The 22545-nt window shown below is 33.6% G+C and carries 28 protein-coding genes; 21 read left to right on the top strand and 7 right to left on the bottom strand.

The window, feature by feature from the left end; translation table 11 throughout:
* The first annotated feature begins 66 nt into the window (after positions 1–66).
* From FEZ13_RS02345 to FEZ13_RS02375, 7 genes are all read left to right on the top strand, one after another.
* On the top strand, positions 67–480 hold the full coding sequence (locus FEZ13_RS02345; RefSeq protein ID WP_186725733.1) for a YwqH-like family protein: 414 nt from the start codon (positions 67–69) through the stop codon (positions 478–480).
* Between the two features lie 7 nt (positions 481–487).
* Positions 488–763, top strand: coding sequence for a TIGR04197 family type VII secretion effector (locus FEZ13_RS02350; protein ID WP_146548298.1), 276 nt, complete (start codon positions 488–490; stop codon positions 761–763).
* Between the two features lie 36 nt (positions 764–799).
* Positions 800–2371: a T7SS effector LXG polymorphic toxin gene (locus FEZ13_RS02355; protein WP_255473124.1), complete on the top strand. Its 1572-nt coding sequence runs from the start codon at positions 800–802 to the stop codon at positions 2369–2371.
* Positions 2372–2383: 12 nt separating this feature from the next.
* Positions 2384–3163: a hypothetical protein gene (locus FEZ13_RS02360; protein ID WP_146551312.1), complete on the top strand. Its 780-nt coding sequence runs from the start codon at positions 2384–2386 to the stop codon at positions 3161–3163.
* Positions 3164–3289: 126 nt separating this feature from the next.
* Positions 3290–4039, top strand: coding sequence for a hypothetical protein (locus FEZ13_RS02365; RefSeq protein WP_146551313.1), 750 nt, complete (start codon positions 3290–3292; stop codon positions 4037–4039).
* 54 nt (positions 4040–4093) lie between these two features.
* Positions 4094–4537, top strand: coding sequence for a DUF5085 family protein (locus tag FEZ13_RS02370; RefSeq protein WP_146551314.1), 444 nt, complete (start codon positions 4094–4096; stop codon positions 4535–4537).
* 3 nt (positions 4538–4540) lie between these two features.
* Complete coding sequence (locus FEZ13_RS02375) at positions 4541–4993, top strand: DUF5085 family protein (protein WP_146551315.1); 453 nt, start codon at positions 4541–4543, stop codon at positions 4991–4993.
* Between the two features lie 324 nt (positions 4994–5317).
* On the opposite strand, the gene FEZ13_RS02380 is transcribed toward FEZ13_RS02375, so the two are convergent.
* Positions 5318–5563, bottom strand: a complete 246-nt coding sequence (locus FEZ13_RS02380; RefSeq protein ID WP_146548304.1) for a DUF2624 family protein — start codon at positions 5561–5563, stop codon at positions 5318–5320.
* A gap of 103 nt (positions 5564–5666) precedes the next feature.
* Between FEZ13_RS02380 and FEZ13_RS02385 the strand changes: the two genes are divergently transcribed.
* From FEZ13_RS02385 to FEZ13_RS02415, 7 genes are all read left to right on the top strand, one after another.
* The gene (locus FEZ13_RS02385) at positions 5667–6440 is read left to right on the top strand and encodes a metal ABC transporter ATP-binding protein (RefSeq protein ID WP_146551316.1); all 774 of its coding nucleotides are present in this window, start codon (positions 5667–5669) and stop codon (positions 6438–6440) included.
* Positions 6437–7285 carry a metal ABC transporter permease gene (locus tag FEZ13_RS02390; protein WP_146551317.1) on the top strand — a complete coding sequence of 283 codons (849 nt, stop codon included), beginning with the start codon at positions 6437–6439 and terminating at the stop codon, positions 7283–7285. The genes FEZ13_RS02385 and FEZ13_RS02390 overlap by 4 nt, the downstream gene beginning before the upstream one ends.
* A gap of 16 nt (positions 7286–7301) precedes the next feature.
* Positions 7302–7730, top strand: a complete 429-nt coding sequence (locus FEZ13_RS02395; RefSeq protein ID WP_146548307.1) for a Fur family transcriptional regulator — start codon at positions 7302–7304, stop codon at positions 7728–7730.
* A gap of 187 nt (positions 7731–7917) precedes the next feature.
* A complete protein-coding gene (locus FEZ13_RS02400) occupies positions 7918–8295 on the top strand; it encodes a hypothetical protein (RefSeq protein WP_146551318.1) in 378 nt (125 codons plus the stop codon).
* A 781-nt stretch (positions 8296–9076) separates the two neighbouring features.
* The gene (locus tag FEZ13_RS02405) at positions 9077–9556 is read left to right on the top strand and encodes a hypothetical protein (RefSeq protein WP_146551319.1); all 480 of its coding nucleotides are present in this window, start codon (positions 9077–9079) and stop codon (positions 9554–9556) included.
* 42 nt (positions 9557–9598) lie between these two features.
* Entirely contained in the window at positions 9599–9937 is a 339-nt protein-coding gene (locus FEZ13_RS02410) for an MFS transporter (protein ID WP_146551320.1), read from the top strand.
* Positions 9938–9975: 38 nt separating this feature from the next.
* Positions 9976–10620: an endonuclease III domain-containing protein gene (locus FEZ13_RS02415; protein WP_146551321.1), complete on the top strand. Its 645-nt coding sequence runs from the start codon at positions 9976–9978 to the stop codon at positions 10618–10620.
* Positions 10621–11228: 608 nt separating this feature from the next.
* Here the strand turns inward: FEZ13_RS02415 and FEZ13_RS02420 are convergent.
* The 4 genes from FEZ13_RS02420 to FEZ13_RS02435 form a co-directional block, all read right to left on the bottom strand.
* Complete coding sequence (locus FEZ13_RS02420; protein ID WP_146551322.1) at positions 11229–11801, bottom strand: hypothetical protein; 573 nt, start codon at positions 11799–11801, stop codon at positions 11229–11231.
* Positions 11802–11819: 18 nt separating this feature from the next.
* Entirely contained in the window at positions 11820–12935 is a 1116-nt protein-coding gene (gene ispG, locus FEZ13_RS02425; RefSeq protein WP_146551323.1) for a flavodoxin-dependent (E)-4-hydroxy-3-methylbut-2-enyl-diphosphate synthase, read from the bottom strand.
* A 93-nt stretch (positions 12936–13028) separates the two neighbouring features.
* Positions 13029–13361: a hypothetical protein gene (locus FEZ13_RS02430; protein WP_146551324.1), complete on the bottom strand. Its 333-nt coding sequence runs from the start codon at positions 13359–13361 to the stop codon at positions 13029–13031.
* 51 nt (positions 13362–13412) lie between these two features.
* On the bottom strand, positions 13413–13925 hold the full coding sequence (locus FEZ13_RS02435; RefSeq protein ID WP_255473036.1) for a DUF1189 family protein: 513 nt from the start codon (positions 13923–13925) through the stop codon (positions 13413–13415).
* A gap of 323 nt (positions 13926–14248) precedes the next feature.
* Between FEZ13_RS02435 and FEZ13_RS02440 the strand changes: the two genes are divergently transcribed.
* From FEZ13_RS02440 to phoU, 5 genes are all read left to right on the top strand, one after another.
* A complete protein-coding gene (locus FEZ13_RS02440) occupies positions 14249–14728 on the top strand; it encodes a DUF456 domain-containing protein (protein ID WP_146548312.1) in 480 nt (159 codons plus the stop codon).
* A gap of 129 nt (positions 14729–14857) precedes the next feature.
* Positions 14858–15466 (top strand): superoxide dismutase, encoded by a 609-nt coding sequence (locus FEZ13_RS02445; RefSeq protein ID WP_146548313.1) that lies wholly within the window; start codon positions 14858–14860, stop codon positions 15464–15466.
* Positions 15467–15917: 451 nt separating this feature from the next.
* Positions 15918–18107: a peptidoglycan D,D-transpeptidase FtsI family protein gene (locus FEZ13_RS02450; protein ID WP_146551325.1), complete on the top strand. Its 2190-nt coding sequence runs from the start codon at positions 15918–15920 to the stop codon at positions 18105–18107.
* Between the two features lie 743 nt (positions 18108–18850).
* On the top strand, positions 18851–19681 hold the full coding sequence (gene pstB / locus FEZ13_RS02455) for a phosphate ABC transporter ATP-binding protein PstB (protein WP_146551326.1): 831 nt from the start codon (positions 18851–18853) through the stop codon (positions 19679–19681).
* Between the two features lie 16 nt (positions 19682–19697).
* Positions 19698–20354, top strand: coding sequence for a phosphate signaling complex protein PhoU (gene phoU / locus FEZ13_RS02460; protein WP_146551327.1), 657 nt, complete (start codon positions 19698–19700; stop codon positions 20352–20354).
* A gap of 374 nt (positions 20355–20728) precedes the next feature.
* On the opposite strand, the gene FEZ13_RS02465 is transcribed toward phoU, so the two are convergent.
* Positions 20729–21220 carry an endolytic transglycosylase MltG gene (locus FEZ13_RS02465; protein ID WP_146551328.1) on the bottom strand — a complete coding sequence of 164 codons (492 nt, stop codon included), beginning with the start codon at positions 21218–21220 and terminating at the stop codon, positions 20729–20731.
* Positions 21217–21597, bottom strand: coding sequence for a DUF433 domain-containing protein (locus FEZ13_RS02470; RefSeq protein ID WP_146551329.1), 381 nt, complete (start codon positions 21595–21597; stop codon positions 21217–21219). The genes FEZ13_RS02465 and FEZ13_RS02470 overlap by 4 nt, the downstream gene beginning before the upstream one ends.
* A gap of 166 nt (positions 21598–21763) precedes the next feature.
* Between FEZ13_RS02470 and rpmG the strand changes: the two genes are divergently transcribed.
* Together rpmG and FEZ13_RS02480 are read left to right on the top strand one after the other, a co-directional pair.
* Complete coding sequence (gene rpmG, locus FEZ13_RS02475) at positions 21764–21913, top strand: 50S ribosomal protein L33 (RefSeq protein WP_066786565.1); 150 nt, start codon at positions 21764–21766, stop codon at positions 21911–21913.
* 67 nt (positions 21914–21980) lie between these two features.
* Entirely contained in the window at positions 21981–22544 is a 564-nt protein-coding gene (locus FEZ13_RS02480; protein ID WP_146548319.1) for a 5-formyltetrahydrofolate cyclo-ligase, read from the top strand.
* Position 22545: the final 1 nt, after the last annotated feature.

A 22545-nucleotide genomic window follows, 5' to 3' on the forward strand; every position in this document is an offset into this window, starting at 1 on the left:
TATTGATTTATGGAGTGTAAATGTTGGAAAATAATACATATGGCGATTTTGAAGGTAGGTGTGAATTTGGATAAAGCGGAACTAATTAGCAGAAGATCTGCTTTGCAAGGACAAATAGCTCAAAAAAGGCAACAAATTACTATTTTAAATGGTAAAATTGAGCGTCTTAAATCAGCAAAAGCACAACTAATTGATGTCATAAATGAAAGTAGCCATTATGAAAGGAAAATTCAAAGTTTAGACATAGATACAACACTTTGGAAGGGTATTACGAAAAATAAATATGAAAATGTAAAGCATAATATCGGACAATCCTTAGGAGATTATAATCAAAGTTTGCAAAGTATAGAAGATAGCATGGAAGAGGAAATTGTGAGATTGTCCAATCAGCTACAACTTTGTTATGAAGATATTTTTTCTTTACAATCTAGTATTTCAAGTCTCAGTCATTCTATTGAAATATCGGCGAAAGAAGGATGAATAATCTATGGGAGAAATCTCGATCAATAAATTAGTATTTGATTCAACGGTTAAGGAGATTAAAAATGCTAAATCTGTTTTAGAAGGTGTTAAAATACCAAGGCATCAATTCAAGATGACAGATGTAAGCAGCATAGAAGAACAACTAAAGGTCATAGAGGATTTAAAAAATGTATTAAGCTTATATGACCAATTTTTAGGAACAGATTTGACTAAGTTACAAACTATAGGAGATTCTATGATACAGCACGATGAGCATCTAGCAAACCAAATAAAAAAATAATGAAGATGCTAGGAGTTGAAATGCATGAAGATAGCGATGGAAGAATTGCTAGATCTTCAATTGGATTTAAAGAGTAGTGTGAAAAATATCACTGCCAAATTAGATACAGTTAAACAAAAAACAAATAACATAAGCAAAATGCATTCGTTTCAAGGAGTAACTGCAGATACAACGAAACAATATTTTCAGAATGTTCACGGACAAATAATAATGGATTTACAAGAAACTACGCGACATGTATTGGAAAACTATTCAAAAATGATTCATGCATTTCAGCAAATGGTGGATGCGGATTCTAATGCTATTCTAACAAAAGAATATTTAACCGATTTAAATAAAGAAGTAAAAACATTAGAAAATAGCATGAAGGATATACATCATGAAGGACAACAAATCATAACAAGCGTGTCAGATATCATCAGCTTACAGCCACCAGTCATTTCAATGTTTATCGACAATGTGAGCAACTCAGAGAAGTATATACAAAATGTTAAGGAAAGATTTCATCATTTTAATCAAAAAGGATTACAGATCGTTAACGATTCCAAACAAGATGTAGAAAAAGTGATGCAGAAAATTAGACAGCTTACTACAAATAGCATAGCATCATCCAATAATTTTCCTAAACTCAATTCAAAAGATATTGAAAACATACAAATCGAATGGGCAACCATGACTGTGGGAATGTTGGCTGGTATGAAGAGCTTTGAAAAGGTATTAAAAAATATTAATAAGGCAAACACACTGATGACTGCCGCAGCGCAGTTATATACTTATTTCAAGTTAGATAAAAAAACAAGAGATATATTAAGAAAAAAAGGTATACATGGATTTACAAAAGAACAATATCGAAATTTTAATAACATAATTTCAACTACTTTTTATAGATTCAAAGCAAAAGACTTTATGCACCATTTGGGAGAATTTAAAACAAAAGCATTCACTGAGGATAATTATAAAATATTGAGAGATAGCTTAGATGCATATGGAAAAGAACGTGGTAAGCTCGCGATGCTGCGAGAATACGATAAATTATTTGGATTAGAAAAATATAGAGAATTTGTAAAGCTCTCACCTTCCAAAAAAACAATAAAAATGGTTACCACATTTGGGGATGAATTTGTAGGAAAAAAATATAAAGCAACCAAAAGGGCAATCAAATCTTTACCAAGTTGGAAAAATCCAAAGATTGCTTATAAAAATGTAGCAGAAAGTTTCAAAGAAAGTACTAAAGGTATGAATTCACTTGGGAAAAGTATGAAAGCTGTAGGAAAAGGATTAGGACCCCTAGGCGTAGGAATTGTTGCTACGGACAATTATAAAACTTACAAAGGAGACACCCAAAAGGTTGTTGTGGGTACAGTTGTTGATACAGCGTTTAGCTCAGGGGCTGCAGCAGCAGGAGCAGCAGTAGGATCTGCGTTTTTACCTCCGATTGGTACAGTGGTTGGAGCTGGAGTGGGAATAGGTGCTAACGTATTAATAAACAAAAAATATGATGGGAAAAGTCTGCCAGAAAAATCGAAAGAATTAATAAATAAACAAATAAAATCTACAGCTAAAGCTTGTAAAAAAATAAGCTCATCTATATCAGGGTGGTTTAAATAAAAGGGTGAAAAGATGAATCATTTAGATGAAAAATATTTTGCGGATTTTAAATACATCGCCAAAAATAGACTTGATAATGGGGGAATGTATGTTTTTAATATTGGTACCTTAATATATTCAGTAATAATGATTGGAATTCCATATCTTGTGATGAAAACATGGGGAACTGTTGGTTGGGAACAATTAACTCCTTTTCTCCAGAATGTTTTTAAAATGGAAGGAATTTTAATAACATTGCAATTCTTCATTTTACTATTTTGTTTTAAAGTGAATAATGTGAATCAGAGAATACTTAGTATTTCAAGTGTTGTTTATGCATATAAGATGACAATAGATCCATTTGTAGCACTAGCTTATAATACGATGTATAGTGGCGTTTATGATATTGTAAAATACTATTTAGCCGCAATTCTAATTTTAGGATTACTAATACATTTTGTTTTTCTTTATCATTGGATCAGGAAAATAAAAAAAGGAGAATATTCAACATCAATCCGGATTGAGAGTCAAACAAAAAGAAAAAAGAATTTTTTATTATTTTTTGCTATTTTTAATCTTGTAGTATTTTCATTTTTATTGATGCGCAGTTTTAATAATTACAATGATATCATTCTTTTACTAGTCGCACTCGTGATACTAATCTCCATAGCTTATGCGATTTGTGAATTTATCATTGTAGCATATTGTGTTTTCCGCTTTCCATCTTTTGCAGTTAATCCGCCACCGCAAAAGAAATCGCAATATGTAAATCCTAAGAATCGAAGAAAAAAGAAAAAAAGGAAGAAACAATAGATAGGGAAAGTTAATTTAATTTATCTTAAATGAATTGGAATGGTGCTTTCAGTATAGAAATCAAAAGAATCAAAGAAAAAGTAATTCAATTCTGGAATGGTTCAATTGTCTATGAGAGGCGGTCTTATGCTACAAATAAAAAAGGAAAAATTTTCTGAGATTAAATATGAAATTCAACATGGTAGGCTAACGATTTCTGGAAATAGAATGTATCTTTTAAGTTTATTCATTTATTCCCTTGTTCTATTAGGCATAACATATAGAGTTGCTTGTTCAGTCGGAATAAATGTACTTCCAAGGGAATGGAAAGTAATTCTTTACGCTGAATTAAGTCTATTGATTCTTCAAATACTATTAATTTTATTATGTAAAACAAAAAGTACTTTTAATTATAAAGTATTAAGTGTTAGTCGAGTTTTCTATACGTATAAAGTTTCTCTTGATCCCTTCATAATGATTGCCATGTTTACCATAGATAATGGAACATTTAATTCCTATGCTCCTTTTCTATTATTAATAGTTTTTACAGGAATGATTGTTCATATATTAGTTTTGATGAATAGTATTAAAAAGGAAAAAAAGAAATTATTCAATAAACAAAACACAATGATATGGATATCAATTTTATTTTTAAGTATTGTTTTAATAACAGTATTATCAAGAAATGCACTATTTCAAGATATTAATATGTTCTTAATGACTATAGCATTTACAATAGTATTTATAGCTATGTTAATAGGAAATTGTGAATTCATAATAGCAGCTTATTGCGTTTTTCGCTTTCCATCCTTTGCAGTAAATCCGCCACCGCAAAAGAAATCGCAATATGTAAATCCTAAGAATCGAAGAAAAAAGAAAAAGAAGAACAAAAGATAAATAGTCATTCCATATTTTAAATTCTGAATCTATTATATAGAAAGGAGATTGAACATGATCGTACGTGAAGAATCACTTGTCATTCGCAATGTTATTTGTGTAGAGGAGATTATTCCACATGGGGAATGGTATTTGCCTGCTTTAAGTTTACGTAGAAATTTAGTGAATAAAGATATTTACTATACAAGTCCTGTCGTTTTTAAAGCAGAGGAGATGAAAGACGAGCCTGCCTTTGGAAAATATTCTTATTATATTGGGTTAAATACCGAAGTTGAAGTAGATGATGATGCAGAATTTAAACAATTAGAGTATTTGGAAATTTCTCCAGCCATTTATGTGAGATGTGCAGAAATTGACGAATTAGAAGAGGCTTATGCACTTTTAAGAAATTATGCGCAAGAAAATGATTTTATGATAGAAGAACCTTTTTATCATGTATGTTTTGATGCATTTGATCGTGTGATTATGGATATTTATGCTCGAGTGAAAGAAGGGTGAGGAATGGTTGTAGATTTTGAAACAATGATGTATAAGAATGTGGTCTGGCATACATATGAAATCCATTTTAGCCAATTTGAGCTTGCGATGGAGGATTTTAATGACAAATTGGTGGACGCAAATTTAACAGTAGCAGGTCCTCTCTTTTATGCATTACATAACATTCCTTTTGACGAAAAAATGCTGATTGATATTTATATTCCTATAGAACAATCTTATGTTCCGAAAGAGTCGGATTTATTCTTTCAAAGTTATTTCTATATAGATGAGATGTTGATGACGAGAGTAAGAGATCATTTTGAAGCGAGGACCGAAATAGCCTACGATGAATTATTTCAATATGCGTTTCGGCATGATTATCAGATCAATTCACCAATCTTCCATATTTTAAGAGGTGACGATGAAGGGGAATGGGTAGAATTGAAAGTACGAGTCTACAAGGAAAATGATTTATAAAGTGAAGCTTCCATCAATGGGGGGTTTCTTCATCCCCCACTGAATAGAAGAACTCAGGTTAAAAGCGCCACGTCCTGTGGCAACACCTGAGTGACCAACATCTTGCCCGCCCGAACCAATCGGGCTTTTACGGGCAGTTGTATCTTTCTCGTTTCTCTCTAAACCTTGAGGTGGGGGTCTTACTGCCCGTTAAAGCGGGATAAAATAGATTTATAATGGACACAAATAACAGGCGTGTTGATGGAGAAAAAATGAATAAATAGCACGTCTGGATAAAGATTGTATCTGTTGAGGTGACGTGCTATTTATATTGCTTACTTCTACCTATATATATTTGCTGTATTTTCCTAGTAATTCTTTTGCTTTCTTTTTGCCAAGTACCGTTTCGATTTCTTTTGTCACATGATCAGGGATACCTGTTAGTAGCCATGAGATCGAAAACGATGAAAGAAGTGGGCGGAGTTTTTGTATTTCTTTTTTCGAAAGTGGAATCTGATAAGTTTTGGCATATTCAGCAAGCTCCTTATCTGATTTACGATTAATTTCACTTAATAATGCAAGATAATCCATATACTCATCCTTTCAAGAGATTGTTCTTTACAAAGCTCCCTCTATCTATTATACTTTGATTCTGTAAATCGTAATGATTATGGATTGGAAAGAAGCGAAGCATATGGCGCAACAGTTGTTAATTGAATTACAAGATGTTTCATTTCAATATGAATTTACGCAAGTGTTAACAGATATATCTTTAACTGTTAGAGAAGGTGATTTTTTAGCGTTACTCGGTCCAAATGGTTCTGGAAAATCTACTTTGTTGAAAATTATTTTAGGTCTATTAAAGCCTACAAAGGGTACTGTCAAGTTATTTGGAGAACCAAGTTCAACTTTTAAGCATAGAGAGTGGATTGGCTATGTTTCACAAAAATCCAATTCATTTAATGCTGGATTCCCTGCAACTGTAAAAGAGGTTGTAACGAGTGGGCTTACTAAAAAAATGGGTCTATTCAAAAGACATTTACCTAATCAGCAAGAGCTTGTGATAAACTCTTTGAAAGCTGTTGGTATGGAGCAATTTGCAAATCGAAACATTGGTGAACTTTCTGGTGGTCAGCAACAACGTGTCTTTATAGCAAGAGCACTAGTTGCAGAGCCAAAACTACTTATTTTAGATGAACCAACTGTCGGAATTGACCACGAAAATGTGCAGTCATTTTATGATATGCTGACGAATTTAAATGAGCAACATCATATGACCATGATTTTAGTGACACATGATGTTGATACTGTAGCGAGTTCGATCAGCCACGTTGCTTGTTTGAATCAAACGCTCCACTTTCATGGCTATAAAGACGACTATGATTCTTTATCTGAGGATCAATTGAATGCATGGTATGGTCATGCCGTTCGCAAAATTCATCATGACAATAAGGTGAAACAAAAATGATTGAATCAATATTACATTATGACTTTCTGCAAAATGCTTTTTTATCAGGAATTATTATTGGCATCATTGCCCCGTTATTAGGTGTTTTTATTGTTGTACGCCGCTTATCTCTTATTGCAGATGCATTAAGCCATGTTACGTTGGCGGGGATTGCTGGCAGTTTGTACATTAGCCAAAGTTTCGCAGCACTTGCCACCTTGAATCCAATTTATTTGGGCATTATTTCTGCTGTAGGGGGATCTGTTTTCATTGAACGCCTGCGCACATTATATAAGCATTTTGAAGAACTAGCGATCCCTATTATTATGTCAGCAGGCCTTGGGATGAGTGCTATTTTTATTTCCTTGGCACAAGGCTTTAGTACGGATTTATTTAGCTATTTATTTGGTTCTGTTTCGGCAGTCAGTAGGCAGGATTTATGGATTGTTCTGGGCATTGCTCTATTGGTGTTAGTGTTTATCTCTATGTTTTATAAAGAATTATTTGTTCTTTCTTTTGATGAGGAATATGCAAAAGCAAGTGGTCTACCTGCTAAAACTATTCATCTGTTCTTTATGATAGTAACAGCACTTGTCATTGCAGCAAGCATGCGGATCGTGGGGATTTTGCTTGTATCATCTTTGATCACATTACCTGTTGCAGCAAGTATTCGAATTGCAAAAGGATTCAAGCAAACGATTTTCTTTGCTATTCTATTTGGCGAGTTAGCGGTAATCGTTGGATTAGTCACTGCATTCTATTTAAATTTGGCACCTGGTGGTACAATTGTAGTAACTTCTATTTTAATTTTACTATTCGTCATTATTGGAAAGAAAATGGTAATGACTATTCGGGCAAAGAATTGAAAGGAGTAGGAGGGCTATGAATTTAACAAAAGCATGGGAAATTTTAAAGAAAAGCGGCTTTAAAAAAACAGATAAGCGTGAGCAAATCCTAGAAATGTTCGAAGCGACTGAAAAATATTTAACAGCCCGCGACCTGCTTGTTGTGATGAAAAAGGATTACCCAGGTATGAGCTATGATACCATCTATCGCAATCTAGCTACATTTGTAAAACTTGGCATATTAGAGGAAACTGAGCTGTCAGGTGAACGTCATTTTCGTATGCAATGTGAAACCGAGCATCATCACCATCACTTTATCTGTATGGAATGTGGGAAGATCAAAGAAATCCATCTCTGTCCAATGGATATGCTACAAGAACAATTACCAGAGTATGAAATAGATGATCACAAATTTGAAATTTACGGCAAATGTCCAGAATGTATTGCAAAAGCCTGTCACAGTTAATGGATGACAGGTTTTTGCTTTTTTATGACCTGAAAATCGAGTTTATTAACTTTCCAAGGTCGAGTATTTTTAAGGATTTTAGAAGATTTCCAAAATAATACATTGATTGTTTTTTATTATTTTACTTCATTTTTTTTATTCTAAACCGATAAAGTAGAGAGAAATAGATTGGAAAGAGGCAAGAGAGTTGGAGCATAAAGAATTAATTGCCATAATAAATAAATTGGTTGATGAATTAGATTTTATTTCTGCAAGAAAACTGATCGAGGAAAATATGGAGTGGGTCAATCAATATAGGGTTCATCTCAACAGCAATGCTAGAGAGATTCTTGCATTTCTCAAACATAAACTAGATTCTGGTGAAAAGCCATTGACGAAATCTGATATTGCCACAATAAATGCTATCAATATGTATGCTTCTAAATTTGATTTAAGAGGCTTAAAGCTGACTATAAAAGGAAAAGAACAATTACTATTAAGAAAAGAAACATTAAATTTCTTAAATATTGATGCCAAGACGTTGCTAGAAAGCATGGGGACAATTAAAAAAGAGAGCCAAGAATAGTAAGCATTTGACTCTTTGAATGGGCAAAAGGAAACTCGTCATTAACAGTATTTTTATGAGGAAAATCAGTGAAGATTGATGAATGGTTATCAATTGCTTGAGAGAAATCACAAAATAATTATTCATAATAGGAAATGAAGATGGGACATAAGTTAAAAATGAATAGATTTTAATAAAAATCTTGAAAATAAAACCGTATGAAAATCAGGTTTATCCATCTGATTTCATACGGTTTATTCATTTAATAAGGTTTTGGGTTGGTCTCTTGGATCTTATTCTTCAAAAGGAAATTCAATCACATATCCCAATCGAATATCACATTGTTCAAGAACAGGAATAGATAATGTGATCATGGTTGAGATAATCAGGCAATTGATGAGTATTTTGGATAATAGATCTGTGTTTTTCGATTTAAATGTACTGATAATGTATTGAATGAAAAAGAGGAAAATAAAACAATTTACGAAGACATTCAAAAAATATTGCCAGTCCATTATTCTACACCACTTTTCTCGATTCTTATATGTTTTCATGCAGATTAATTAGAAAAAAATGGGGCAAAAATGATAATAGATCATCAATACGCCTAACATCTCTTTCTTTATTAATTATTATACAAAAAGATTGTTAAAGATAATAGTTTTATGGATTTTAAATATCGAAGATTTATGATAAGGTTTGCCAATCTTGTTACAAGTTCATCTATAGTGAATTTTATAATATTTTACAATGTATAATATGAGTTGGGGAAAGTTATAGTAGGGAAAAGGAGAGTTCTGCCATGAGATTATTAAAAGCCTCTTTATTAGTAATTGTTTTAATCATTGGATTAGTCGGCTGTGGAAAAGGTGATTCTAAAGCAAATACGAGAGAAATTATTATTCCTAAAACTGAATTTTATCAATATCTATATATCCAAAGTGTAAATGATAAAGGTGTTTCAACAAAAGAGACAAGCAAACTGATTCAAGATCCTGCCGTCGTACAAGATTATATACGAACTGTTAATCGATCTGTTGTAATGGTGCCTAAATCTGAAAAGCAGGCAGAAGTTGTAAAACAATTAGATAAAAAAGGAAGTTATATAGTAGCGCTTGGTGATACAAAAGAAATGAATAAACTAACTTATAAGATCTACATGCTTAAGGATGGTACGATTTTCTTCCAAGATACAATGAAAAAAGAAATGATGTATATGACAGTCAAAAAAGAGCCTAAGAAATTAGAAAAGGCTAAAGAAATCTTGGATATCAATTTTTGATGGACATTGAGTAGAAAAAGTTTTTTTAACGAAAAAGAATATGTGGCACAATGGAAAAGTGGTATTCCACAACATAAATATAATACTTCAATTGGTATCTCGGAAGTAATATTAACAATTACGAATCAGACTGTAATTCAAATAGGAATAGATAATCAATATCAAGGAAGAGTTTTTAGTGTTTCAGAGGCTGGGTGGAATTGTTCATTATTAATTGGTTCAGTAATAGGTGGATTATTAAATGATTGGTTAAGTTTGACTTTTACATTTACAACGTTAGGCGCAATACTTGCCTTGTACTCTATTTACCAATTATTCACTTTTTTAAAGACTTCAAAAAATGTTAATAATAACATCCAAAAAACAAATATTGATTCCTAATAAAAGTTAATATCTACATGACAAATTGGAGAGAAATAATGGATCAACTTTATATAAAAATTTACAAGAAACTATATGATTACTATGGACCACAAAATTGGTGGCCAGCTGATACACCATTTGAAGTCATAATCAGTGCAATTCTTGTGCAAAATACAAATTGGAGTAATGTTGAATTGTCTTTGAAAAAATTAAAATCATATCTTACTCCTGAAAAACTAGAGAGTTTAACAGAAGAAAAGCTTGCTCAACTTATAAGATCAAGCGGATATTATAATGTGAAAGCAAAAAGAATTAAAGCATTTTTGAGTTGGTTCAAAACATACGATTACCAGTTTAGTAATGTGGAAAAAGATCATACAGATATTTTAAGGCAAGAATTGTTAAATATTCATGGTATAGGTCAAGAAACGGCTGATGTCATCTTGTTGTATGTATTTAATCTTCCTGTCTTTATTGCTGATAGTTATGCTAGAAGACTTTTTAAAAGAATTGGAATGAATGTGCCAAGTACCTATGATGGATTACGTAAACGAGTTGAAAAAATTTTTCCGACTGAGTCTTATTTACTTAATGAATATCATGCATTATTAGTAACCCATAGTAAAACACACTGTAAAAAAAAGCCTATTTGCGATCAATGCCCAATAAGAGATATTTGTGAGCAACACCTCATAGATTAGTTGTCGTACTTTCTCCTTTTTGCTGAGGGATAAGATGCTACAAATAATACAATTATTCCTGTTGAATTAATCATTGTAGACGAATCTAACCGCTAAATTGAACGTGAAATTAAACATGCGTATTGCTTCTGACTGGGTTAAGAAATCTAATGATGTGCAAAGCGAGAAGCCACTGAAAAAATCTATTCAGCTCTAAAATATGATAAAAATAAACTTTTTTAGCCTATAAAAGTAAAGGAAAAGCATATTTTTATCAATAAGAATGTCCGTTCTATAGTTTTTCAGTGGTCTTAAAAGTGAGCAGGTCGTAGCAGTGATCAGCGAGTACACTTTATTTAGTGGAAAATATTGGATAATAAACATGTCTGATTTTCTATATAAGAACTTTATATCTTTCTCTTTATTCTCTGCTTAGAAAGAATTGGTTACGTGGAGAATTTAGAGTTTTATTTACGCTGACAGAAAATACGTGTTTACTTGAAAGAAAAAGAGTGCAATTCAGATCGATGCTGAATTGCACTCTTGCTTTTTAGAGAGCCTTTCTTTGGAAGATGAAGCTCTTGAATGAATGGATTACCTAGCTTCCAATACTTCTTTCTCACAATCTATTAAATTCCAAATTCCTTTTTCACCCAATGTTCGGCATCAAGCCAAGTATTGACGCGAATAACCCCCTTTGGAATGGGATCACGATTATACGGAGCATCGAACAACAAAACAGGAACATCTAATTCTTCATGAATATGAATCGCATTATCATGTTTATCTTCCATAAACAATTCAACCCCATGTCTACGTCCAGCAAGTACTTTGTCAGTTGAACCAACAATATCAATCGTATCATATGGTAATTGCTTTGTTTTAAACCACTGATTGGTCACTTCACGGGAGTTTTCTTCACGAGCTGTAATATAGTTTAATGCGACATTGGGATACCAGTAAGATAAAATACGCTGTGCATTTAATTGAACTGGTGGATTTTTGTAAATGTTAAGTTCTTCTTTTTTATACCATTTAAAGAATTCCTCTTTAGCAACAGTAAGTGATTCAGTCAGATCATAGGTTTTAAGGTCGTCTAATATAATATTCGTGCGAAATGCTTTATTGATATAGGGTAAAAGAAAATCGGGTGTTGTTACTGTACCATCAATATCAATGCCAAAACTATATTTTTTCACCATAGAAAATCCTCCTAGATGCTAATGTTGCGCGTTTACGATTTTTTCTTCTTCTTGCTTTTTGTAATACTCTTCTGCAAGAATATCAATTTCCTTTTTCAATTCTTCGACCATTGTTTCTTCTGGTACTTTACGAACTGTTTTACCATGACGGAAAAGTAATCCTTCACCACGAGCACCTGCGATACCGATATCTGCTTCACGTGCTTCACCGGGACCGTTTACTGCACAACCAAGAACAGAAACCTTGATAGGTGCTTTGATGGTTTGCAGATATTCTTCTACTTCGTTAGCGATTGAAATTAAATCGATTTCAATACGTCCACAAGTAGGACATGAGATCAACGTTGGCATATTAGAAGCTAAACCGAAAGATTTTAACAATTCTTTGGCTACTTTGACTTCTTCCACAGGATCAGCGCTTAAAGAAACGCGTAATGTGTTGCCGATACCTTTTGAGAGGATAGAACCTAAACCGGCAGCAGATTTAATCGTACCAGAGAACAGTGTCCCTGATTCTGTGATGCCTAAATGTAGCGGATAATCAAATGCACGAGCAGCTTTTTCATAGGCTTCAATAGCCAGATTAACATCAGATGCTTTCATCGATACAATGATATCGTGAAAATCAAGATCTTCTAAAATTTTAATATGGTGTAATGCGCTTTCTACCATACCATCAGCTGTTGGATAACCATATTTGTCAAGAATTTTACGTTCAAGTGATCCGGCATTGACACCTATACGGATCGGTACACCTTTTGCCTTTGCTGCATTAACAACAGCTTCTACTTTTTCTTTACGACCGATATTACCTGGATTGATCCGGATTTTATCCACACCAGCATCAATGGCTTTTAATGCAAGTTTATAGTCAAAGTGAATATCCGCAACGAGTGGGATATGAATACGTTTTTTTATGTCAGCTAAAGCATTAGCAGCTCGTTCATCTGGACAAGCAACGCGAACGATTTGGCAACCTGCATCTTCTAAACGAAGAATTTCAGCGACTGTTGCTTCAACATCATGTGTTTTTGTAGTTGTCATACTTTGGATGATTACTTCATTGCTTCCGCCGATTGTTAAATCACCTACACGAACTTTACGTGTTTTCGAACGGTGCGTGATTTCATTCATGAATTACTCTCTCCTTCGTGGCTTTAAAAGCCTTCGCTACAACCTATTTTAGCAGTGTTTCAAAGAAAATGACAAGAAAGAAACATAAACCGTTTAATTTGCACATGAATTAGCGTTTTTTGTCCGAAATGGCAACACAACCTGTTCACCAGGTTTAAAACTTTGCTTTAACAAGTGGGGATTGAATTTATATACAAGTTCAAGACGATCAGCAAAGGTTAAATTTTCTGCTGGGTATAAAGAAAATAATGATTCCCACGTATCTCCTGGTGCAGTTGTAACAGTGATCGTTTGAATTTTATCGGTTTCCTCGCATTTTTGTTTTGGGGTGTAAAAATCCGCTTTTGATATGGTTCCTTCCATTAAATCTACTTTTATAAAATATGCACAAATTAAAATAATAAGTGCGGAAACTAGTACTTTCACAAAAAATCCCTCCCTTTTCCATCAATATATGAAAAAGAAAGAGATTCAGACCTATTTTTTCGGTTGAATAGGATATTTTGAACAAGCAATGATCAAGAAAATAGCTGTAATAACAATACTAATGCTGGATACTAAGCGATTATTCGTCGTGATAAAGACAGAAATTGTCGTGAAAATCGTTGCTAATGTTACAGCAAATGCAGCAGTACGCCAAATGTGTCGGAATTCACCACGTCTATTTTGAAGCTTCAAAATGCCCAGCCCAACAAAAGCGTAAATACTAATTTGAACAAAAAGCGTAAACGAATTAATGATAAATAATAGTACAAAAGCAAATGGATATATCAGCCATTTAATGTCGTCGACAAATTGTTTCAATCCTTTCATTTGGCTTGTTTCAAATCCTACCCCAGTTATAAATTGAATAAAAGAAATAATGGTAACGAATAGCACCAGTAGCAAGACGTATTGAATAACTTTTCCAATTGGAAGCAGTCGATATGCAGCAAGCTTTTTAGGATGAATGAGGCTGTCAGTGAATAACTGCCAATGTTTGATCTTCATATATATAACCTCCAATAGTATAGTAACATGGAAATCAACAGGACATGTACACAACGCATAAATGATTTCAAAAATGTTTGAGATCAAATTTTACTGGATACAGATATAGATTTTGAAGATTGCTAGGAAAAATTGAGAATCTATAAATTGGCATTTTTCATGTCTTAATGAGAAAATATACAAAGTGAATTTAATTATTGGGGGATGGATAGCTTTTTATTAATGTGGATTTTTTGGACACCTCCTTCATTTTATGGATAAAATCGAATAATAGAAAACATCTACTTAACTATATTGAAAGTATTATGGAAAGGAGAAAGTGAATGGATATTCTCTCATGGATTCTTGTTATTACTAGTTTTATCATTGCATTTGTTGGACTGATCTATCCGATTATTCCTTCTGTTTTATTTATCTTTTTAGGTTTCATCATCCATGGACTTTTTCATGGATTTAGTGAATTTCCGTGGTGGTTCTGGGTTAGTGAGGTACTTTTTACTATATTGCTGTTTGGTGCCGATACATTGGCAAATGCATTTGGTGTGAAGAAATTTGGAGGGTCTGAGGCTGGTATTTGGGGAAGTACCATTGGGTTATTGGTGGGCCCTTTTGTGATTCCTTTTGCGGGGATTTTAATCGGTCCGTTTATCGGAGCCGTCATTGCAGAATTACTATTTTCAAAGAGTTCTCTGAAACTGGCTTTAAAAACAGGGGTTGGATCGCTTGTCGGCTTTTTGACTTCTGTCGTAACAAAGGGAATTGTGCAAATCGTGATGATCGTTCTATTCGCGTTAGCTGTATAAAATGAGTAGTATTTCAGACTAAAGACTGAAATTGCAAAATATAGTTAATAATATTTGAAGGCAAATCTAAATTTTGTTAACCTATTGAATGTAGTAAATAACTATTTAATTTTGAGGAGGAATTTTATCATGGCATTTGAATTACCAAACTTACCATACGCATTTGATGCATTAGAACCACATATTGATGCTAAAACAATGGAAATCCATCACGACAAACATCATGCTACATACGTAGCTGGCTTAAACGCTGCTTTAGAAGGCAAAGCAGAATTCGAAGGAAAATCAGTTGAAGAAATTATCGCTAACTTAGCTGCTGTTCCTGAAGCAATTCGTACAGCTGTTCGTAACAATGGCGGCGGTCACGCTAACCACTCATTATTCTGGGAATCATTATCTCCAAATGGTGGCGGTCAACCAACTGGCGAATTAGCAAAAGCAATCGATGAAAAATTCGGTTCATTTGATGCATTTAAAGAAAAATTCGCTACAGCAGCTAAAACTCGTTTTGGGTCAGGCTGGGCTTGGCTATCATTAGCTAACGGCGAACTAGAAATTTCTTCTACTCCAAACCAAGATTCTCCACTAAGTGAAGGTAAAACACCATTACTAGGTCTTGATGTTTGGGAACATGCCTACTACTTAAATTATCAAAACCGTCGTCCTGACTATATTGCAGCATTTTGGAATGTGGTAGATTGGGATAAAGTTGCAGAACGTTACGCTGCTGCAAAATAATATTGGTTTTATTGGAACTAAGCACGTATCTTACACGTCAGTAAGATGCGTGCTTATTTTTTTTACTAAGTAAAAATGGATTTTGTTTTTTCTGTATATAAAAGTTGATCTATTAGCTAAATAAGATCATTAAAATTTTTGTGGATTTTGAAGAATTACCTACATATAAATTTTCAAAACAATGTACCTTAGAAAAATAGATTGCGATACCGTAGAATTATTTTGGGATAGAAGAAGCTTTCAAATATTACTAAGCCTTCCTTTATAGCGGATCGTTTCACCAAACTTTTTGGTATAGATTGAAACAAATACATAGATATAGGTAGGGAATGCTAACTCTCTATGTTTTGGAAAAGCATGCAATTCTTCATTTTTTACGAAATCGTTTTATGTTTCCGGTTGAAAAATGATATACTACTAATTGTAAATTGAGCGGAAAGGGGCTAAAAGCATGCGCCAAAAAAACAAAAATATAAAGAAACGTGCTTCAAATATCAAAGCAAAACAGCGTGCAAATCTTTCTTTTCGGATGAACATTCTTTTCTTCTCGATTTTCTTGTTATTTTCAATCCTTATTTTACGCTTGGGTTATATGCAAATCGTAAAAGGGGAAGATTATGTTAGGGAATTAGAACAAACAGAAGAAGTCACAGTTAATACTAGTGTTCCAAGAGGGAGAATATATGACCGCCAAGGACGAGTATTAGTTGATAATAAACCGAAGAATGCTATTACGTATACGAAACTACAATCAACTACAAGTAAGGAAATGCTTAAAACCGCTAAAAAATTGGCACAGCTTATTAAAATGGATACGAAAAAAATCGCGTTGCGTGATAAACAAGACTATTGGATCACGATTCATAAAACAGAGGCCTATGCAAAGGTAACCAAACAGGAAAAATCTGCTATTGAAAAAGATGAAAAATTATCAGCATCAGATAAACAAGCAGAGATTGATAAATTAGTGCGTAAACGTATTACAAAAGCCGAGCTAAACAGTTTTACCAAAAAAGATTTACAGGTTTTAGCCATTTATAGCAAAATGTTAGCCGGCTATAATTTATCCCCTCAAATTATCAAAAGTGATAAAGTTACAGATAAAGAGTTTGCCATTGTATCCGAACATTTAAATGAATTGCCAAATGTCAATACAACAACAGACTGGGAGCGCAAAAAGAATTCCGATTTAAGTATCTTAGGATCCACCACGACACCTTCGGAAGGAATTCCTAAAGACAAGCTAAATTATTATTTAGCACGTGGTTATTCTAGAAATGATCGTGTGGGAAAAAGTTATATCGAAGCCCAATACGAAGATCTATTACAAGGTCAAAAAGCGGTCGTAAAAAATGAAACCAATGGGAAAGGGCAAGTAGTCGAAACAAAAACAACTTTCCCAGGTTCTCCAGGAAAAGACTTAGTACTAACCATTGATAGTCAGTTACAAAAGAAATTAGAAAAGATTGTGGAACAACATTTGCTCTCAGCAAAGGCAACGGGTGCTTCCAGCTTGCTAGACCGAGCATTTCTTGTCATGATGAATCCGAATACGGGTGAAATCTTATCAATGGTCGGGAAAAAAATTGATACGGATGAAAATGGTCGCTCCGTCGTCAATGATTATGCAATCGGTACATTCACGTCTGCTTATGAAGTAGGGTCAGTGATTAAACCTGCGACACTATTAACAGGATATTCCTATCATGCTGTAAGTCCGAATGAAGTATTGACCGATAAACCTATTAAAATTGCTAGTACAGAGCCTAAATCATCTATCTTTAATCGTAATGGTGCGATTCCAATGTCCGATTTGGACGCTCTTGAGCAATCATCGAACTCGTATATGTTCCAAGTTGCGATGAAAATTGCCGGCGTTCACTATGTTTATAATGGTGGGCTTGCTGTAAAACCGTCTGATTTTACGAAAATGCGGAACTCTTATGCACAATTCGGGTTAGGATCTGATACAGGTATTGACTTACCAGGGGAGTTTGCAGGTTTTAAAGGGCAAGAACTATTACCTGGTAAATTGCTTGACTTAGCCATCGGACAATTTGATACATTCACACCACTTCAATTGGCGCAATATGTTTCAACAGTGGCCAATGGTGGGAAAAGAGTTCAACCACGTCTTGCAAAAGAAATTCGCGAGCCTTCAGAAGACGGCAAAACACTTGGACCCATTATTGAAGAATTTAGTCCTAACGTATTAAATACGATCAATAATTCTCAATATGAGATTGATCATGTTAAAGAAGGAATGCATCGCGTGTATTTTGGTAGTAAAGGTACGGCAGCCAAATATTTTCAAGATGCGAAATTTGATGCCGCTGGTAAAACAGGTACAGCAGAAGTTGTTTATTACGGTCCGAAAAAAGCTGCATACGGTTTACGGACATTGACGATTACACATATTGGTTTTGCACCGTATAAGAATCCAGAAATCGCTTATGCAGTAGTTGTCCCATGGGTAACGACGAATGATAATTATGAAGCAATCAATAATGAAATTGCGAGAGAAGCGGTTGACACTTATTTTTCTTTAAAAAAGAAAGAATTAAAAAGAGATGAGGAAACTGTAGGACAAAAAATTATCAGATCCACATCTAAAAATACTTCTGATAACACAGAAGAGTAACGTTTTTATATGATAATATAGCGGTCTCATAAATTGACATAAAACGCAAAGTACGAATGTTGGACGCAAAACAGCATTCGTACTTTTTGTATTTTCCATACGATTTGAAATCATCTCTTGTGAGAACATTTTTATATCTAAAGCTGCCAATCAACGATTGCCTAATATTTTTTATGGATATAATTGGATAATCAACAAATCTGTTTTATATTAGAAAAAATTTTTTCATAGATTCCACACAAAATGCAGTATGTCTTTATAAGAAGCACCCACGACTTTTGGTAAAAGAACTAACTGGATATCAACAAGCTTGATAAACGTATTCAATTATTTACAATCTATTTACAAAAACATAATAATATATAACATTCCATTTATATTTCCTCAACAAACCTTCTATATAGTATGTATTGTAATAAACAAAACAGGGGCTTTGAAAAATTCATTAACGGCGAAACTGATTTTTTAAATACATCTCATGAAGAAGATGAAGAAGCTGACCAGTTGAAAAAACAGGAATTAACTATACGAAATTTAAAATTGCACATGATGGTTTATCTATTGTTATAAATAAAGGAAATAATTAGATTGAATAGTTCATTTAAAACATGGCAACTTATGATGTGCAGCTATCAAACGGTAATGTAGTTATGGAACGACTAATTATATTATTCGTATTTCAGATTATTTTAAACTCGATGGCTATTTTTATCCGAAAAACGTTATCAATAGGGGGATATTAGATGTTGAAAATTCAAGCAAAGGAAACGACTGTTGAAAGTTCGGTTGAAGATATAAAAGTGCTTCATACAAAAGAGAAAAAAAAAGTTTATCAAACCGAAAATTTAAATCTTTGGTATGGTGATCAACAAGCTTTAAAGGATATTAATCTTGATATTGCTGAAAACGAAGTAACGGCTATTATTGGGCCTTCTGGTTGTGGTAAATCGACCTACATTAAAACATTGAATCGTATGATAGAACTGATCCCGTCTGTTCATACAACAGGTGAAATTATTTATCGCGACCGTAATATTTTGGACAAAAATTATAGTGTAGAGGAATTAAGAACAAAAGTAGGAATGGTTTTCCAAAAACCAAATCCGTTTCCAAAATCTATTTATGATAATATCGCGTACGGACCAAGAATTCACGGTATCAAAAATAAGAAAGTATTAGATGAAATTGTAGAAAAAAGTTTGCGCGGAGCAGCTGTTTGGGATGATGTAAAGAACCGTTTAAATCAAAATGCATACGGCTTATCTGGTGGACAACAGCAACGTATTTGTATCGCACGTTGTTTAGCTATTGAACCAGATGTTATTTTAATGGATGAACCAACTTCAGCTCTTGATCCAATTTCAACATTAAAAGTGGAAGAACTTGTTCAAGAATTAAAACAAAATTATTCCATTATTATCGTAACGCATAATATGCAACAAGCCGCTCGTATTTCTGATAAAACAGCGTTTTTCCTAAATGGGGAAGTGATTGAGTTTGACGATACCAATAAATTATTCTCAACACCAGCAGATCGAAGAACAGAAGATTATATTTCTGGAAGATTCGGTTAGGAAAGGTGAAAAGTCTATGACACCCAGAGAAAAATTTGATAACGATTTACAGCACGTACAAAGTTTATTAGTTGAATTATGTGAACGTTCGATCCATGCTTTTGAAAAATCATTAAATGTATTCTTTTCAAAAAATATGGATGGTGCCATTATTATTATTGAACAGGACCGTTTTATCAATCGCTTGGAAGAGCATTTACTTGACGAAGTGATTCTTTTGATCATCAAGCAACAGCCTGTTGCAACAGATTTGCGAAGATTAGTTGCTCTTATTAGAGCAGCACAAGACATGGAAAGAATAGGGGATTATGCAGTCAATATTGGAAAAGAAACCATTCGCATCGGAACAAATCTTAACCCTTATCCGGAAGAACAGCTTCGTGAAATGGGCAAGTTGACGATCGACATGTTGAAAGAGATGTTAGATGCTTTTGTTCAAGAAGATGTGAAAAAAGCAAAAGAAATTGCTTTACGCGATGATCAAATTGACCGTTACTATGGTGAAACAATGGCGGCAATTGAAAACATGGTGTCAACTGAAAATACGAATAATCAAGCCATTCAATTAGCATTAATATGTAAATATATTGAAAGAGCAGCGGATCATGCGACCAATCTAGCAGAGGCATTGTTCTTTATTGTACAGGGAAAAAGATTCGCATTGAATTCTTAAAATGAGTTTTCAAAAGATACTTTTGGAAGCTTTTTTTCTGCATCATCTGCATCATCAAATATTTTTTAGCAGTAAAATGAGAATAGTTGCCAAACAAATTCTAAAGAAAAACGCTCCAACAGTAATTTTTTCACTGTTGGAGCATTTTTAATCTCGTATTTATCCGCTTTAACGGGCAGTAATACTCCCACTTCAAAATTCAGCGAAAGGAAAGAAGTTAGGTAGGAAATCAACTGCCAGTAAAATCCGATTGGTTCGAACAATCAAACAAGATGTTGACCACTCAGGTGTTGCCATACGACGTAGCGCTTTTAGCCTGAGTATCTCTAGTTCAATGGGGGATGAAGAAAACCTCCACTGATGGAAGCATCACTTTATTTACCAGAAGTTATTATTTTTAAGATTTCTTCATTAGACATATCGGATGTTAATGGATAGTCACCGATCTGTATATATTTTGCCTTATCCTCATTAATGATGTATCTTTCAAATTCTGCAGCATTCTTAATAATGCCGCCTTCCTTCAAAGCCTCGCTAACTTCTGTAGTACCCATTCCTTTTTTGATAGCTAGTTTGTAAGAAGTTACTTTGTTTTTCTCATTGCTTTTAGAAGATTGTTCCTTTTTTAAGTTTTGATAATCCGTTTGAATTTTAGCAAGCTGTTCTTTTGCATCAGCGGCTTCATCTTTTAAAGTATTAAGTTCTGTTTTTTTGATAACAACTGTTCCTTTTTGATCGGTTGCTGAAGATTTGGATGAAGTAATAGATGCTGTTGTTTTCTCTGGATTAAACTGATTATTGATCGCCATGATACTGCCGGCTAGGAAAAAACCAATACCAAGTGAACGAATCGTTGATTTCATCATAAACGGTTGCCTCCAGCAGCAATAATAGCTTGTACTTGCTCAAGGGAGAGGGAAGACCGTTTGCTGATTTCTTCAAAGGTATAACCTTGTTTATGTAAAGTTAGCACTTGACTAATGAGAATCTGATGAATGCCATTGATACTAACTTTTGCATTTTGCTTTGGACTTCCTTTTTGGGGCTTTGCAAAGGCTTGAGGCTCCATAAGCAATTCTTCTTCGACTGCTTTTAATCTGCGTTTTAAATGCTGTGTTTCTTGATAAAAATTAAGCGATAATTCTTCAACATCGTGTTCTAATTGTTTCGATTGGTTGCCAACAAAAAAGGATGCGATGAAGATAAGTATTCCAACAATGATTAGTATGAGTGATAAGTCCATTCCATTCACCTCATGTAGTTATTTAGTTGTGTATTTAATTGTAACATAACAAAATCTAATTAGAAATGACAGTAGATTTTTTTGCAATATATGATATAATAAGCTAGTCGTATAAATCATGCTCACTAAGACATTTTATTCTGTATATAGAGTGGGAGGGATAGCAATGCGCGTTAATATTACATTAGCTTGTACTGAATGTGGCGAACGTAACTACATTTCAAAGAAAAATAAACGTAACAATCCAGAACGTCTTGAGTTGAAAAAATACTGTTCTCGTGATCACAAAATGACACTTCACCGTGAAACAAAATAATGCTCATTGCCAAAACCCTCGTGGTTTTGGCTTTTTCCATTTTTAAAGAATTTGGGGTGAAAAATATATGCATAAAAAAGAACTTCGTATAATAATAATGAATCATTTAAAAAAACTTACTGAAACAACCTATAAAGAAAAATCCGTACTTATACATAAAAAACTTCTTCAAGAACAAGGCATAAAGAATGCTCAAGTAATTGGGATCACCCTTTCTGTGTTTCCGGAAGTTGAAACTTGGGATCTGATTAAACTATTTTGGTCACAAGGCAAAAGGGTAGTTGTGCCTAAGTGTGAGCCAAAATCGCGTATGATGACATTTTATGAAATTACGTCATTTAACCAAATTGAAAACGTATACATGAATCTTTCGGAACCTATCCCACATATGACGACAAAAGTATCAAAAGAAGAAATTGACTATTTAATTGTGCCAGGACTTGCATATGATCGCCAAGGCTTCAGACTTGGTTTTGGCGGCGGATATTATGATCGATTTTTGACAGATTTTAAAAAGCCAACTATTTCTTTAGCATTTCACATGCAGATAGTTGAAAAAATTCCAACAGATGATTATGATGTACCTATTGAAAAAATAATGACAGAAAATGAAACTATTCAATGTAAATGAT

Origin of the sequence: Rummeliibacillus sp. SL167 (assembly GCF_007896505.1) — a bacterium.
Taxonomy (GTDB): domain Bacteria; phylum Bacillota; class Bacilli; order Bacillales_A; family Planococcaceae; genus Rummeliibacillus; species Rummeliibacillus suwonensis.

What these genes read in the sequence shown, in the direction of transcription:
- FEZ13_RS02350 (WP_146548298.1), top strand. Translation starts at nt 488, where the DNA reads ATGGGAGAAATCTCGATCAATAAATTAGTATTTGATTCAACGGTTAAG.
- FEZ13_RS02355 (WP_255473124.1), top strand. Translation starts at nt 800, where the DNA reads ATGGAAGAATTGCTAGATCTTCAATTGGATTTAAAGAGTAGTGTGAAA.
- FEZ13_RS02360 (WP_146551312.1), top strand. Translation starts at nt 2,384, where the DNA reads ATGAATCATTTAGATGAAAAATATTTTGCGGATTTTAAATACATCGCC.
- FEZ13_RS02365 (WP_146551313.1), top strand. Translation starts at nt 3,290, where the DNA reads ATGCTACAAATAAAAAAGGAAAAATTTTCTGAGATTAAATATGAAATT.
- FEZ13_RS02370 (WP_146551314.1), top strand. Translation starts at nt 4,094, where the DNA reads ATGATCGTACGTGAAGAATCACTTGTCATTCGCAATGTTATTTGTGTA.
- FEZ13_RS02375 (WP_146551315.1), top strand. Translation starts at nt 4,541, where the DNA reads ATGGTTGTAGATTTTGAAACAATGATGTATAAGAATGTGGTCTGGCAT.
- FEZ13_RS02380 (WP_146548304.1), bottom strand. Translation starts at nt 5,563, where the DNA reads ATGGATTATCTTGCATTATTAAGTGAAATTAATCGTAAATCAGATAAG.
- FEZ13_RS02385 (WP_146551316.1), top strand. Translation starts at nt 5,667, where the DNA reads ATGGCGCAACAGTTGTTAATTGAATTACAAGATGTTTCATTTCAATAT.
- FEZ13_RS02390 (WP_146551317.1), top strand. Translation starts at nt 6,437, where the DNA reads ATGATTGAATCAATATTACATTATGACTTTCTGCAAAATGCTTTTTTA.
- FEZ13_RS02395 (WP_146548307.1), top strand. Translation starts at nt 7,302, where the DNA reads ATGAATTTAACAAAAGCATGGGAAATTTTAAAGAAAAGCGGCTTTAAA.
- FEZ13_RS02405 (WP_146551319.1), top strand. Translation starts at nt 9,077, where the DNA reads ATGAGATTATTAAAAGCCTCTTTATTAGTAATTGTTTTAATCATTGGA.
- FEZ13_RS02415 (WP_146551321.1), top strand. Translation starts at nt 9,976, where the DNA reads ATGGATCAACTTTATATAAAAATTTACAAGAAACTATATGATTACTAT.
- FEZ13_RS02420 (WP_146551322.1), bottom strand. Translation starts at nt 11,801, where the DNA reads ATGGTGAAAAAATATAGTTTTGGCATTGATATTGATGGTACAGTAACA.
- ispG (WP_146551323.1), bottom strand. Translation starts at nt 12,935, where the DNA reads ATGAATGAAATCACGCACCGTTCGAAAACACGTAAAGTTCGTGTAGGT.
- FEZ13_RS02435 (WP_255473036.1), bottom strand. Translation starts at nt 13,925, where the DNA reads ATGAAGATCAAACATTGGCAGTTATTCACTGACAGCCTCATTCATCCT.
- FEZ13_RS02440 (WP_146548312.1), top strand. Translation starts at nt 14,249, where the DNA reads ATGGATATTCTCTCATGGATTCTTGTTATTACTAGTTTTATCATTGCA.
- FEZ13_RS02445 (WP_146548313.1), top strand. Translation starts at nt 14,858, where the DNA reads ATGGCATTTGAATTACCAAACTTACCATACGCATTTGATGCATTAGAA.
- FEZ13_RS02450 (WP_146551325.1), top strand. Translation starts at nt 15,918, where the DNA reads ATGCGCCAAAAAAACAAAAATATAAAGAAACGTGCTTCAAATATCAAA.
- pstB (WP_146551326.1), top strand. Translation starts at nt 18,851, where the DNA reads ATGTTGAAAATTCAAGCAAAGGAAACGACTGTTGAAAGTTCGGTTGAA.
- phoU (WP_146551327.1), top strand. Translation starts at nt 19,698, where the DNA reads ATGACACCCAGAGAAAAATTTGATAACGATTTACAGCACGTACAAAGT.
- FEZ13_RS02465 (WP_146551328.1), bottom strand. Translation starts at nt 21,220, where the DNA reads ATGATGAAATCAACGATTCGTTCACTTGGTATTGGTTTTTTCCTAGCC.
- FEZ13_RS02470 (WP_146551329.1), bottom strand. Translation starts at nt 21,597, where the DNA reads ATGGACTTATCACTCATACTAATCATTGTTGGAATACTTATCTTCATC.
- rpmG (WP_066786565.1), top strand. Translation starts at nt 21,764, where the DNA reads ATGCGCGTTAATATTACATTAGCTTGTACTGAATGTGGCGAACGTAAC.
- FEZ13_RS02480 (WP_146548319.1), top strand. Translation starts at nt 21,981, where the DNA reads ATGCATAAAAAAGAACTTCGTATAATAATAATGAATCATTTAAAAAAA.